Here is a 14,011-nt window from a genome sequence, read left to right on the forward strand (position 1 = left end):
TGAACTGCATTTCCATAGCAATATAGTTAATAAGCGAAAGATGAAAGAATCACGGGTTTCCCATTTTGCTTCAAAGTATATGAAAGATTTTCTTGATTGAGAAGAGGAACAATAGTCTATCTTATCTAGTAGGTGCATATTCATTTAATAAGTACGGATAAGGAGGGATAGAAAAATGACTTCTTCTCGTCAAGATGCATGGACTCATGATGAAGATTTATTACTCGCAGAAATTGTACTGCGTCATATACGTGAAGGTGGCACTCAGCTAGCTGCATTTGAAGAAGTGGGGAAGAAACTTACACGAACATCAGCAGCTTGTGGCTTCCGCTGGAATTCTTTTGTGCGCAAACAATACAAGACTGGTATTGACCTTGCGAAAAAACAGAGAAAAGAATTAAAAGCAAGAACTGTTTCAAAAGACGACGAGCAGCCTGCACGCTTATCATATATGGAAGCAGAGAAACATATTTCGCTTAATGAGGTAATTAAGTATTTAGAAAATGTAGATCAAGGGCAAAAACACTCGTCGGAGCTTCTCGAAGCTAATGAAGAACTGCAGCAAAAGATTGAACGTTTACAAGAGAAAGTAACGATTTTGGAAAAAGAAAAAAAAGCTTTGCAAAACAACTTGTTAATTGTGGAAGATGACTATAAAGCTCTTATTGAAATTATGGAGAGGGCTCGTAAAATGGTTGTATTAAAAGAGGATGAAAAAAGTAGAAAAGTGAAATTTCAAGTGGATAAAAATTTAAACTTAGAAAAAGTTCAAAAGTAAAACGATAGCTTGAATGCTCCCTACTTCATGTTGATTATATATACCACATAGATATAAAATAAACAGCTGAAAATCAGCTGTTTATTTTTGTTCGCTCACACCGTTTGGTAGCCAAATAAGAGGGTTTTCTCCCAAATCACGATCGATATCATACGTTACAGGTACGAACCCCATTTTTGACCAAAAATCACTCGATTTTACTCGCGGGCTTGTTTTGATAGGTAATTGAAAGGACTTGGCATATTCAACGAGCGTTTGCCCTAATCCTTTGCGCTGAAAATCGCTGAGCACTTCAAGTTTCCACACTTCAATATACGTTTGAGGCGGCTCGAAATATTGATCGTACTGTTTGTTTCGCTTATAGAGACTCATGCGAGCCACTAAGCTATTTCCAAAATAAATGCCGTAAAAAGGAGAATTTATTTCATTATCGGAAATCTTAGCATGTAATTCTTCTAGCATTGAAAGTTCCTGAATGCCATATTCTTTGAATTTCTTGAACTCTTCTAGCGTTTTAAAATTAATTTTTAAATGCTTTACTTCGTAATTCATCCCATATCCCCCTTGTTATGTCTCCTTGCTAGATGAACGAACCAAGCCAGTTCGTTCATCTAATATTATATAACAAAAATACAAAATATTCTGTTTTTATGATTGGTGAACGAATAGTCAATGTGCATAAGGAAAAATGAATTCTTTCGGTTAAATATGAAGAATACATTACTATAAGCATCATTTTTTAGAAAGGAAGCAAAAGGGAAGCAGAATTCAAATAGAAAGCGTTTTCAAAAATTGTAGAGGAGTTTTAAAATTATTGTAGAATTATATGGGTGAAAGTAGAAATTTGAGGAAAGGGGAGAGAAAGGTGAAAAAAATACTGATTGCAAATCGAGGAGAAATTGCTCTTCGTATTATTCATACATGCAAACAAATGGGCATTGAAACGGTGGCTGTCTATTCCGATGCAGATGCAGAACTTCCTTATGTTCAAGCGGCTACAAAAGCACGTCGAATTGGAGAGCCTCCTGTACAAAAGTCATATTTAAATGTGGAAGAGCTGCTGCGAATTAGTCATGAAGAAAAAGTAGACGCCATTCACCCTGGATATGGATTTTTATCGGAAAATAGTGCATTTGCTAAAAGAGCGATTGATGAAGGTTTTTGTTTTATCGGTCCTTCTCCCGAAATCATTTCAATGATGGGCGACAAAATTGCTGCCCGCGCTGCGATGAAAGAAGCAGGTGTACCTGTTGTCCCCGGCAGCGAAGGCGATGTGACGTCAGTTGAAGAGGCTTGTAAAGTAGCGGGAGTAATTGGATATCCAGTTATGTTAAAAGCGAGCGGAGGCGGCGGAGGAATTGGGATGGTGCGCTGCGATAACGAAGAAGCAGTCAAACAAGTATATGCCTCAACAAAAGCAAGAGCAAAAGCATATTTTGGTCATGAAGGAATGTTTATTGAAAGGCTTATCACAAACGCAAGACATATCGAAGTGCAGGTGTTTGGAGATCAGCATGGCAATATTGTTCATCTTTTTGAACGAGATTGTTCTGTACAAAGAAGAAATCAAAAAGTGATTGAAGAAGCCCCGGCGCTTTCTTTAAAAGAAAATACGCGACAAGCTATGCAAAATCAAGCCGTTCAAGCGGCTAAAGCAATCGGCTATTATAACGCAGGTACGGTAGAGTTTATCGTGGACGAAGAAGAAAATTTTTATTTTCTTGAAATGAACACGCGGCTTCAAGTTGAGCATCCGATCACCGAGCAAATTGCAGGAGTCGATTTAGTTAAGTGGCAAATCTTAGCGGCTCGCGGTGAGAAGCTTCCTCGTGTGCAAGAGGAAATAGCAGCTAATAACTACGCAATTGAATTTCGAATTTATGCAGAAGATCCGTTTACTTTTTTACCGGCTCCCGGAAAAATTACGGGTTATCAATTACCCGAACGAACTTATGCACGAGTAGATGGCGGTTACAGAAATATGAATGCGGTTACACCTTTTTATGATCCAATGATTGCAAAAGTTATCATTACTGGTCGTACACGTTCAAATGCAATTGAACTAGCTAAATCATATTTTACAGAAGCTGTCGTAGAGGGAATCAAAACGAATATTCCTCTATTTAAGCAGTTGTTAAATGAAGAGTTATATGAAAAAGGCGCCTATAACACATCGTTATTATCAACCGTATTAAATAAAGGAGGAGCACCGCAATGAGTGAAATTAAAGCGACAATGGCAGGCATGGTATTTAATGTGTTTGTTCAGCAAGGTGCAAGTGTAGCTAAAGGAGAAGTTGTTGTTGTATTAGAATCTATGAAAATGGAAATTCCTATTGAAAGCGATCAAGCCGGTATTGCAGAGACTGTCCATATAGCCGTAGGTGACTTTGTGAACGAAGGTGACGTTTTGGTGACTATTTCATAACTCATAAAGGAGAGATATCATGATACATACAGGTGAATCTCAGAAAAAATATGATGAAAATCGTCAAAAAGTAGAGCGTGGCAACGCGGAAAAGTATAAAGAGAAACTTGCAAAACAACAGAAGCTTTTTGTAAGAGATCGTCTAGCCCTTTTATTTGATGACGGGAAATATGAAGAAGACGGCATGTTTGCAAATAATAAAGCCGAAGGGTTGCCGGCAGACGGTGTTGTAACCGTAATTGGAAAAGTAAACGGTGAAACGATTTGTGTAATGGCTAATGACTCTACTGTAAAAGCAGGGTCTTGGGGGGCCAGAACAGTAGAGAAAATTATTCGGATTCAAGAAGTAGCGGAAAAATTGCATGTGCCTTTGCTGTACCTAGTGGATTCTGCTGGAGCACGTATTACGGATCAATTAGATATGTTTCCAAACCGCAGAGGAGCTGGACGGATCTTTCACAATCAAGTAAAACTTTCCGGCGTCATTCCTCAAATTTGTTTGCTTTTCGGTCCGTCAGCAGCTGGAGGGGCTTATATCCCTGCATTTTGTGATATTGTTGTGATGGTAGATGGAAATGCTTCTATGTACTTAGGCTCGCCGCGTATGGCCGAAGCCGTTATTGGAGAAAAGGTTACGCTAGAGGAAATGGGAGGAGCACATATGCACTGCAGCGTTAGCGGGTGCGGGGATGTGTTAGCTTATTCTGAAGAAGAAGCTATTTCGTATGCCAAATCTTATTTAACCTACTTTCCACAAAACTATCAAGAGAAGCCTAAAGTACAAAAAGCTAAAGAGCCTAAGCAGACAAAAGCGTTAGTAGAACTCATTCCGGAGAATCAAAATGTTCCATTTGATATCTATGAAGCAATTGATACCCTTATTGACGAAGGGAGCTTCTTTGAAGTGAAAAAACTGTTTGCTGCCGAACTGGTAACAGGGCTTGCACGAATAGATGGAAAAGTAGTAGGGATTATTGCTAATCAGCCGAAGGTCAAAGGAGGAGTGCTGTTTGTAGATTCAGCAGATAAAGGCGCAAAATTTATTCAACTGTGCGATGCCTTCCATATTCCTTTGCTATTTTTAGCAGACGTACCTGGATTTATGATTGGAACCAAAGTAGAAAGAGCAGGCATCATTAGACATGGAGCAAAATTGATCGCAGCGATGAGTTCAGCTACAGTTCCTAAAATTTCCGTAGTCATGCGCAAAGCTTATGGCGCAGGGCTTTACGCTATGGCTGGTCCAGCTTTTGAACCGGATTGCTGCCTTGCATTGCCTACTGCTCAAATTGCCGTAATGGGTCCTGAAGCTGCAGTAAATGCCGTCTATTCTAATAAAATTAATGAAATTGAAGATCCGAAAGAGCGGTTTATGTTTGTTAAACAGAAACAGCAAGAGTATAAAGAACACATCGATATCTATACGCTGGCGTCTGAACTTATTATTGATGACATCGTTCCTGCTAACGAACTGCGTCGAACTTTAATTGACCGCTTTCGATTATATGAAACAAAGTATGTGACCTTTAGCCGTCGTAAACATCCGGTGTATCCCGTATAATAGAAAGAAACGGGACCATTCTAAATAATTAACAATAAGCCCGGTGATTTTTAATCACACGGGCTATATGAATAGGTAAAATTTAAAGAATGCATTTAATTCAAAGCATTTTTTTGCTAAAATGAAACTCAATAATAGAAAGAGGAACAAAAAATACGATGAAAACTATAGGTATTATTGGAGGCGGATCATTAGGTCTGTTGTTTAGCGCGTATTTATCAGATTGTTATGATGTAACCTTGTACACGAAAACACAAGCTCAAGCAAAGTGTATTAACGAAAATGGAATTACCTTACATAGACAAGGGGAATATCACACGAAAAAAGTCAGTGCTATCCCTCTGGAAAAAAACATAAAAGAAGCAGATTTAATCATTATTACTGTAAAACAGTATCATTTAAAAGAGATGATCCCTTTTATTAAAACCCTTACTATACATACTCCCCTTTTGTTTATCCAAAACGGTATGAGCCATATTGAAATTCTCAAAAACCTCCCGCAACTTACTCTTTATTTGGGTACAGTTGAACACGGGGCAATGCGTACAAATATGGATAGCGTCCATCATACAGGAATAGGAGCAACCCGTATTGCTTCGTACAGAGGAGAAATGGAGTCTATCTTGCCAATTATGAATTTTCCTTGGGTGATTGAAAAAGATTGGTATGCGATGCTGGTGAAGAAATTAGTTGTAAATGCGCTCATCAATCCTCTTACAGCGCTGTATCGCGTGAAAAATGGGCAGCTGATTCACAACAGCTATTTTTATAAAACGATGCGTCTATTGTTTGAAGAGATTGCGGATGTATTAAAATTAGATTCAGCTTTTAATTATTGGGAAAATGCGCTGGGGGTTTGTTCCCGCACGAGTACAAATCAATCTTCTATGCTAAAAGATATACAGGAGGGGCGGCAAACCGAGATTGATGCTATCTTAGGTTATATCCAAACACAAGCTGCTGAAAAAAGAACGTCGACGCCTATTGTTGACTTTTTATATGGGTCAATAAAAGGAATCGAAGAAGAAAAGGGTGAGTAACATGGGAAGTTTTATTGCTGGAGTTTTTGCGACGTTTGTCACTCTGCCGCTCGTCGGTTTTTTTATTCTATACATGCTTTTACGCAAACTGACGAAAAATAAAAGGAAATCTGTCCACATAGCAACGTACATTACTACGGTTTTTCTTATTTTGTCCGTGCATTATGCAGCTGTGGAAATTTTCGGGCACTCTTTTTTGTGGTTGATTGCGTTAGTCCTTTTAGTTGTAGCAATGATTATGATGTTTGTACATTGGAAAGTCAAACATGACTTAGAAATGAAGCTTATTGCGAAAGGGTTCTTTCGGATGAATTTCGTTTTGTTTCTTATTGCACATATTGTATTAAATATAGGTGGAATCGCTTTTCGTATTTCCTCTTTGTAAAGCATGTTACTAGACGTGAGCAGTTACATTATGGATAATGAAGCTATATGTAGAGAATATAAGTATTAGGAAAAGAAAGGAAGTTCTTTCATGGAGATTACAGACGTCTCTTTAAAGGCGGGAAACAAACTAACGAACGATTACATAAAAGGTGAAAAGCAAGCACTTTCCTTTTTTCATTATAATATACACGAAAAAGACGTATATGAAAAACGTTTAGCGGATGTTCAAAAGCAGTCTTATCCAAGAGAACAGCTTGCTGAGTATCTGCTTGATTTTAATAAGCGCTACGGAGCATCTTCTAAGACGATTGAAAATATTGAAAAGCTAAAAGACCCTAGCAGCGTAGTAGTCGTTGGCGGTCAGCAAGCGGGGCTGCTTACCGGTCCTTTGTACACCATTCATAAAGTGATTTCAATTGTGCTGCTAGCTAAACAACAAGAGGAAGCTTTAAACGTGCCCGTGCTTCCGGTATTTTGGATTGCTGGAGAAGATCATGATTTTGCTGAGATCAACCATGTATACACAGAGCATAAAAACCAGCTTTTAAAGAAAACGTTAAAGCATTCTTTAAAGAAAAAGCAAATGGTTTCTCAAATCGAGCTAGACCATGAAGCCTGTAGAAGCTGGGTTCGTGATGTTTTTCAAACGTTTAACGAAACGACGCATACAAATCAGGTGTTACACTTTGTTTTAGAGGCGTTGGATAAATCACGTACCTATGTCGATTTCTTTGCTCATTTGGTTACCACAATGTTTGCAGAGTCAGGTCTTATTTTAATGGATGCAGCTTCTAAAGAAGTGCGCAGCATTGAATCTTCTTTCTTTGTGACGTTAATTGAACAAAATGACAAATTATCGTTAGCCGTTATGGAACAGCAAACAGAGATTCAAAAACAGTACAAACGAATGATTGAAGTAGGAGAAGAAACGGCTCATCTCTTTTATTCACACAACGAAAACAGAGTACTTTTAGAAAGAGATGCAGAGCAAGAGCAGTTTGTTGGAAAGCAAAATGAACTCGCGCTGTCTAAAGAAGAGCTGGTTCAAATTGCTAAACAAACGCCAGAGCTTCTTAGTAATAACGTTGTGACTAGACCCCTTATGCAGGAGTACTTACTTCCTACCCTTGCGTTTATTGCAGGTCCAGGGGAAGTAGCGTATTGGGCAGAGCTTGAAAAAGCATTTTCTTTATTTAGCTTTAAAATGCCTCCCGTGGTTCCGAGGTTATCCTATGCAATCGTAGAAAGACATATCGAAAAGTATATGGATGAACTTCAGTTAGACCTTTCGAACGTAATGAACGAAGGCGTAGATGCAGAGAGGGAGCACTGGCTTAAGACAGAAGTTCACAACCCGTACGAAATGTATTTTGAAAAAGCGAAAGAAGATTTTGAAAAAATTCATAAAACTCTTCGTGAAAATATTCAAAAAGAAGACAAAACATTTGATGAAGTCATGCTTAAAAATCGAGCGATTATTCAAAAGCAGTTTGAAACCATTCAAAAGATTGTCGAATCCAAACAGCTAATTAAGCACGATGTGAAGCATTCAAAATATGCTCAAATTGAACTTGCTCTTCGTCCCTACAATGCTCCACAAGAACGCATGTGGAATATTATGTATTATTTAAATGGCTATGGTATGCAATTTGTGTCAGATTTACTAAGTGCTGAAGTCGAATTAAATCACCAGTTAAAAGTCTGCTATGTCTAATAAAATCCTGCTGAAAAGCAGGATTTTTATTTTGGAAAAGAGAACAAGTTTACAAGGTGAATGTCAACCAATTGAATCCTTATAAGGTATTTATTTCTAATTACACAAAAAACCTTATATTCCTTACATTTTATTCTACGAATATGTCCTACTTTTAACAAAATGACACTATTTGTGACAAAAAGACAAAATTCTACTTAATTCTTATATAAATAGCTGAAATAATGTTGAACTTTGATATATAATATAAACGTGTATATATATCAAAGAAAAACACCGTTTTTTGCTTTTTGTATACATAACTAAGTAGTTTAGAAAGAAGTAGGTGTCATAATGTTTAATCACACAACTGTTTTGCTCAAAGAAGCAGCGGAAGGCTTAAATATTAAGCCGGATGGAGTATATGTCGACTGCACGCTTGGCGGAGCAGGTCATAGTGAATATATCGTAAAACAGCTATCAGAAAAAGGGAAATTAATTGCGTTTGATCAAGACGATGTTGCTCTTGAAAATGCAAAAGAAAAATTAGCCCCGTATCTAGACAGAGTTATTCTAATCAAAAGTAATTTTCGCTATTTAAAAGAGCAGCTAATGAAACATGGAATTGAAGAAGTAGATGGAGTATTGTTTGACCTAGGCGTCTCGTCTCCTCAGTTGGATACACCAGAGCGAGGGTTCAGCTTTCATCATGAGGCCCCGCTTGATATGCGCATGGATCAAAACTCAAAGTTTTCTGCGTACAACGTAGTAAATGAATGGCCTTATGAAAAACTTGTAAAAATCTTTTTCCAATACGGAGAAGAAAAGTTTTCGAAACAAATTGCCCGCAAAATTGAGGCATATCGAGAGTCTAAACCAATTGAAACAACGCTAGAGCTGGTTGATCTTATTAAAGATGGTATTCCAGCGCCAGCTAGACGAACGGGCGGACATCCGGCAAAACGAATTTTCCAGGCTATTCGCATTGCTGTAAATGATGAGCTTCAAGTATTTGAAGATGCAATTGAACAGGCTATGGATGTGATCAAAAAAGGTGGACGTGTAAGTGTTATTACCTTCCATTCACTTGAAGACCGAATTTGTAAAGTAGCGTTTAAAAATGCAAGCACGGTTCCGCAGCTTCCGCATGGACTGCCGGTTATTCCAGAAGAATTTAAACCTAAAATGAAAGTCATTACAAGAAAACCTATTTTACCTTCAGAAGAAGAGGTAGAAGAAAATAAGCGAGCGCGTTCGGCAAAGCTTCGAATTGTTGAGAAATTAGTCTAATAAAAGGGTTTAATCAAAGAGGAGGGGACGAGAATGAACAATGCAGCATACAAAGTAAGAGAGCAAGATCAGCAGCAGAAGCAGCAAAAGACGGTACGTCAAGTTGTTCGAAAGACAAAAAGAAAAATCACGGTTGGTGAAAAGATTGTGTATTCTGGGTTTGTCGCACTCATGCTGTTTGGGTCTGTGCAAATCATTTCAAATCAATCTTCGCTTTATAGCATCAGTGAGGAAGTGCAATCACTCGATGGAAAGATTGACAAGCAAGAAGCAAAAAACAATGAGTTAAAATTACAGGTAACAGAATTAAGTGCATACGATCGTATTTGGACAAAAGCAAAAGAACTTGGACTAAAATTGAATGAAAATAACGTAAAAGTCGTTAACGATTAATTGCGATGACTACGCCAAGAAAAAATAGCAATATTAGTACAGGAGCAGCAATATTAATTTTAATATTTGCATTGCTCTTTTTTGTATTAGCCATCAGGTTCTTTTACATCCAAGCGACGGGCAAAGCAGACGGAGAAGCTTTAGCCGAAATTGCACAAAAACAGCATACGCGAACGTCTAAAATTGAAGGACAGCGCGGTACGATTTACGATCGAAACGGAGAGGCAATCGCCCAAGACACGGGTGCTTATACGGTTGTGGCGATTTTAGATAAAAAACAAACAAAAGACAAAGATCACCCGCAACATGTGGTAGACCCAGAAAAAACGGCTGAAAAATTAGCCCCATTATTAAATATGGACGAATCGAAAATTGAAAGCATGTTAACGAGAGGAATTAAACGTGGTACCTTCCAAGTCGAACTTGGCCCAGGCGGACGTGATATTGATAACGTGCTAAAGCAAAAAATTGAGAAACTAAATCTCCCGGGCATCACGTTTTTACGCGATTCGAAGCGCTTCTATCCAAACGGTGTCTTCGCCTCAAGTATTTTAGGATACGCGCAAAAAGATGATACGGGTAAAATCGTAGGGAAAATGGGAATTGAAAAAGTATTTGATAAGCAGCTTTCTGAAGAAGATGGATATGTAAAATACGAAGCTGCTAAAAATGGAATTAAGCTTCCGGATCCAAAAGAGTCAATTGTAGCTCCTAAAAACGGAGACAGCGTTACGCTTACGATTGATGAAAAAATTCAAACGTTTTTAGAGGATGCGATGACAGCTGCTGCTAAAGAATATAAACCAGAAGAGCTAATGGCAACAGTAGTGAATCCGAAAACCGGTGAAATTTTGGCGATGTCAAACCGACCTTCATTTGACCCGAATATTCGTGATATCACTTCTTATCGTAATCCGTTTGTTGAAAACAGCTATGAACTTGGTTCAACGATGAAAATTTTTACGCTAGCAGCCGCGATTGATGCAGGCGTCTATAACGGCGAAGACCGCTATCAGTCGGGATCTTATAAAGTAACGAAAAACAGCGTTCCGATTAACGATCACAACGGCGGAGTCGGCTGGGGAGCTATTACATTTAATGAAGGAATTCAAAGGTCTTCAAATGTAGCAGTTGCCATTTTAGCCAACGAAAAATTAGGTACCGACCGTTTGTATAAATACTTGGACAAGTTTGGCTTTATGGATAAGACAGGAATTGACTTGCCAAATGAAGCTTCTAGCAAGTTAGTGACGAAGTACCCGAGAGACCGCGTAACCACTGCGTTTGGACAGGCGTCTGCTTTTACGCCTATTCAAGAAATTCAAGCGGCTACGGCGATTGCAAATGACGGGAAAATGATGAAGCCTTACGTGATTAAACAAGTAGTTGATGAAACAAATAAGAAAACGATTAAGAAAACAAAACCTACCGTAGTAGGCCAGCCTATTTCTAAAAAAGCAGCGAACGAAACGCTAGGTATTTTAGAAACCGTTGTTTCTTCTGATGATGGAACAGGGAAACCTTACGCGATTGAAGGATACGATGTCGCTGGAAAGACGGGAACAGCTCAAATTCCTGGGCCTACCGGAGGTTACCTGCATGGACACGGGAAAAATTTCATTTCCTTTATGGGCTTTGCACCTGCTAAGGATCCAAAGCTCCTTGTCTATGTAGCCGTTAAAAATCCAACTCTCACGCCTCAAGAGACGGGTACTGCGCCGCTTACAGCTGTATTTAATCCGGTGATGAAAAATAGCCTGCAGTATTTAGGAGTGGAGCCTCAAAAAACGGATGAAGACGGAAAAGAAACGAAAGAAAAGAAAGTGGATTCAGAAATCACGCTTAAATCTTACGTTAATGAATCAGTTGATAGTGCCGTGAAAGACTTAAAACAAAAAGGGCTTGTTCCTGTTGTAATAGGTAAAGGAGATACGGTAGAAAGCCAATCACCGACTTCTGATACCATTGTTACTGGTCAACGCGTGTTCATTAAGACAAACGGAAAAGCCACAATGCCTGATCTAACAGGTTTTTCACATCGTGACGTTATTCGTTTTAGTGAATTTGTCAACGTTCGACCTAGCGCACTTGAAAATGGTTATGTTGTAAGTCAAAGTATTAAAGCAGGAGATCCGCTAAAAGCAGGAACGTACCTGAAAGTGGAACTTGAAACGCCTAAAGAATTTTCAAGCACGTTAAATAAGCTAAAAGAAACGGAAAAAAGTGAATCTGACAGTAAAAAAGACGATAAGCAACTTGACTAGAAAATAAGTTCTAGTGAATCCTGTACAAGCATATATTGGAACGAGCCGATTCAGAGGAGGTTCTAATATATGCGGGTATCAGGAGTCACAGTTCGTAAAAGGCTAGCCATTGTTTTGTTTGTCGGTTTTATTGTGTTTTTGATTATTGATACAAGGCTTGGATATGTACAGTTGCTGACTGGGGATACGCTAACTGAAAAAGCCAAAGACTTATGGAGTCGGAATATTCCTTTTGAACCTGAAAGAGGAAAGATACTAGATCGCAATGATGTGGCACTTGCTACAAATAAAAGTGCACCGACTGTTTTAGTTATGCCAAGACAAGTTGAAAATCCAGCTGTTACGGCTGAAAAGTTAGCAAAAGTGCTGGGAGCATCAAAAGAAAAAGTATATGAACAAATAACAAAAGCTTCTTCTAGCGTATATTTGCGTCCTGAAGGAAGAAAAATTTCACATGCGAAAGCAAATGAAGTGCGAAATTTAAATTTAAAAGGCGTATATATAGCTGAGGATTCGAAGCGGTACTATCCGTTTGGGAGTTATTTGTCGCATGTATTAGGCTTTGCGGGAGTAGATAATCAAGGGTTAACGGGCCTTGAATTATATTATGATAAAGAGCTAAAAGGACAAAAAGGTTCAGTTAAATTGTATTCTGATGCTAAAGGTAAAAAGATGCCCAATATAGCCGATGACTACACAGCGCCTGTGGACGGGCTGGATTTGAGATTGACCATTGATTCACGTGTTCAAACGATCATGGAGCGTGAGTTGGATAATGCTCAGACAGCTTATAATCCAGATGGTATGATTGCCATTGCCATGAATCCTAAAAACGGTGAAATTTTAGGTATGTCAAGTCGTCCGGGCTTTGATCCGACGGATTTTAAAAATGTGAAGCCCGAGGTGTATAATCGCAATCTTCCAATTTGGAGCGTATATGAGCCTGGATCAACGTTTAAGATTATTACATTGGCAGCTGCTCTTGAAGAAAAGAAAGTGGATTTACTAAAAGATCAATTTTACGATGATGGAGCCGCGGAAGTTGGAGGAGCGAGACTTCGCTGCTGGAAAAAAGGCGGACATGGACAGCAGTCTTTTTTAGAAGTTGTACAGAACTCATGTAACCCTGGCTTTGTGGAGCTTGGGGAACGTTTAGGAAAAGAGAAATTGTTCAAATACATTAAAGAATTTGGCTTTGGTCAAAAAACAGGTATTGATTTACAAGGGGAAGCAAAAGGAATTTTGTTCCCGCTTGAGCGCGTAGGTCCAGTTGAACAAGCTACAACAGCTTTTGGGCAAGGGGTTGCTGTTACGCCTATTCAACAAGTAGCTGCTGTTTCAGCAGCCGTAAACGGTGGAACGCTTTATGAACCTTATATTGCAAAAGAGTGGGTGGATCCAACTACCGGAAAAGTTGTAAGCAGTCATAAACCGGTTGCTAAGCGAAAAGTTATTTCCGAGGAAACGTCTAAGCAAGTGCGTTTTGCTCTTGAAAGTGTAGTAGCACAAGGAAGCGGAAAAGGAGCTTTTGTGGAAGGGTACCGCGTTGGAGGAAAGACGGGTACTGCGCAGAAAGCTCAAAATGGAAAGTATTTAAAAAACAATCACATCGTTTCTTTTATCGGTGTTGCACCAGCAGATAACCCTGAAATTGTCGTGTATGTTGCGGTTGATAATCCAAAAGGCACCATTCAGTTTGGTGGAGTTGTAGCAGCTCCGATTGTAGGTAAAATGATTGAAGACAGTTTGCGTGTGATGGACGTTAAACCGCGTAAAGGACAAATTGAAAAAGAGTTAACGTGGCTGGACACACCAATGATAAAAGTACCAAATGTCGTAGGAATGTCAAAAAAAGAGTTACAAGAACAGCTACTTAATTTAAAATTAGATGTGAGTGGCGAAGGAGATAAAGTGGTCAAGCAGTCTCCTGCAGCCGGAACGAAAGTTAAAGAAGGCGAAACGGTTAGAATTTATATGGGAAAATAAAAATCTCTATAAACCATTATTCTTCCTTGCATGATAATCAGCAGGTTACTCTGCGTGTGAACATGAAATCAACAAATAAGCCTTGGGGGTGTTCCCTCCGGGCTTCTTTTTCTGTAAAATGTAATAGGTTAGGTGCTAGAAAAAGAAGAATAGTTGCCATAGCGTCTTATAACAAACGTTTCACTTTACAAA

12 protein-coding genes are annotated in these 14,011 nt (G+C 38.8%); 11 read left to right on the forward strand and 1 reads right to left on the reverse strand.

Going from position 1 to position 14,011, the window contains the following annotated elements; translation table 11 throughout:
* Positions 1-175 precede the first annotated feature (175 nt).
* On the forward strand, positions 176-778 hold the full coding sequence (locus tag SB717_RS08990) for an RsfA family transcriptional regulator (protein ID WP_028411482.1): 603 nt from the start codon (positions 176-178) through the stop codon (positions 776-778).
* 81 nt (positions 779-859) lie between these two features.
* Here SB717_RS08990 and SB717_RS08995 read toward each other — a convergent pair whose 3' ends face one another.
* Positions 860-1,330, reverse strand: coding sequence for an N-acetyltransferase (locus SB717_RS08995; RefSeq protein WP_013058973.1), 471 nt, complete (start codon positions 1,328-1,330; stop codon positions 860-862).
* 313 nt (positions 1,331-1,643) lie between these two features.
* Here SB717_RS08995 and SB717_RS09000 point away from each other — a divergent pair, with 313 nt between their 5' ends.
* The 10 genes from SB717_RS09000 (at position 1,644) to SB717_RS09045 (ending at position 13,819) form a co-directional block, all read left to right on the forward strand.
* Positions 1,644-2,996, forward strand: a complete 1,353-nt coding sequence (locus SB717_RS09000; protein ID WP_410903592.1) for an acetyl-CoA carboxylase biotin carboxylase subunit — start codon at positions 1,644-1,646, stop codon at positions 2,994-2,996.
* Positions 2,993-3,205, forward strand: a complete 213-nt coding sequence (locus tag SB717_RS09005; protein WP_013058971.1) for a biotin/lipoyl-containing protein — start codon at positions 2,993-2,995, stop codon at positions 3,203-3,205. The genes SB717_RS09000 and SB717_RS09005 overlap by 4 nt, the downstream gene beginning before the upstream one ends.
* A 19-nt stretch (positions 3,206-3,224) precedes the next feature.
* Positions 3,225-4,766 (forward strand): acyl-CoA carboxylase subunit beta, encoded by a 1,542-nt coding sequence (locus SB717_RS09010; protein ID WP_410903593.1) that lies wholly within the window; start codon positions 3,225-3,227, stop codon positions 4,764-4,766.
* Between the two features lie 158 nt (positions 4,767-4,924).
* The gene (locus SB717_RS09015; RefSeq protein ID WP_410903594.1) at positions 4,925-5,806 is read left to right on the forward strand and encodes a 2-dehydropantoate 2-reductase; all 882 of its coding nucleotides are present in this window, start codon (positions 4,925-4,927) and stop codon (positions 5,804-5,806) included.
* A 1-nt stretch (position 5,807) separates the two neighbouring features.
* On the forward strand, positions 5,808-6,191 hold the full coding sequence (locus SB717_RS09020; RefSeq protein ID WP_013058968.1) for a DUF3397 domain-containing protein: 384 nt from the start codon (positions 5,808-5,810) through the stop codon (positions 6,189-6,191).
* 90 nt (positions 6,192-6,281) lie between these two features.
* On the forward strand, positions 6,282-7,907 hold the full coding sequence (gene bshC, locus SB717_RS09025; RefSeq protein ID WP_410903595.1) for a bacillithiol biosynthesis cysteine-adding enzyme BshC: 1,626 nt from the start codon (positions 6,282-6,284) through the stop codon (positions 7,905-7,907).
* A 333-nt stretch (positions 7,908-8,240) separates the two neighbouring features.
* On the forward strand, positions 8,241-9,176 hold the full coding sequence (gene rsmH / locus SB717_RS09030; RefSeq protein WP_028411477.1) for a 16S rRNA (cytosine(1402)-N(4))-methyltransferase RsmH: 936 nt from the start codon (positions 8,241-8,243) through the stop codon (positions 9,174-9,176).
* Between the two features lie 33 nt (positions 9,177-9,209).
* Positions 9,210-9,569 carry a cell division protein FtsL gene (ftsL, locus tag SB717_RS09035; protein WP_028410764.1) on the forward strand — a complete coding sequence of 120 codons (360 nt, stop codon included), beginning with the start codon at positions 9,210-9,212 and terminating at the stop codon, positions 9,567-9,569.
* Between the two features lie 5 nt (positions 9,570-9,574).
* On the forward strand, positions 9,575-11,833 hold the full coding sequence (locus SB717_RS09040; protein WP_074677359.1) for a penicillin-binding protein: 2,259 nt from the start codon (positions 9,575-9,577) through the stop codon (positions 11,831-11,833).
* 69 nt (positions 11,834-11,902) lie between these two features.
* Positions 11,903-13,819, forward strand: coding sequence for a stage V sporulation protein D (locus SB717_RS09045; RefSeq protein WP_013084856.1), 1,917 nt, complete (start codon positions 11,903-11,905; stop codon positions 13,817-13,819).
* The last annotated feature ends 192 nt before the right edge of the window (positions 13,820-14,011 follow it).

Origin of the sequence: Priestia sp. SIMBA_032, assembly GCF_046535215.1 — a bacterium.
In the GTDB taxonomy this organism is placed as follows: domain Bacteria; phylum Bacillota; class Bacilli; order Bacillales; family Bacillaceae_H; genus Priestia; species Priestia aryabhattai.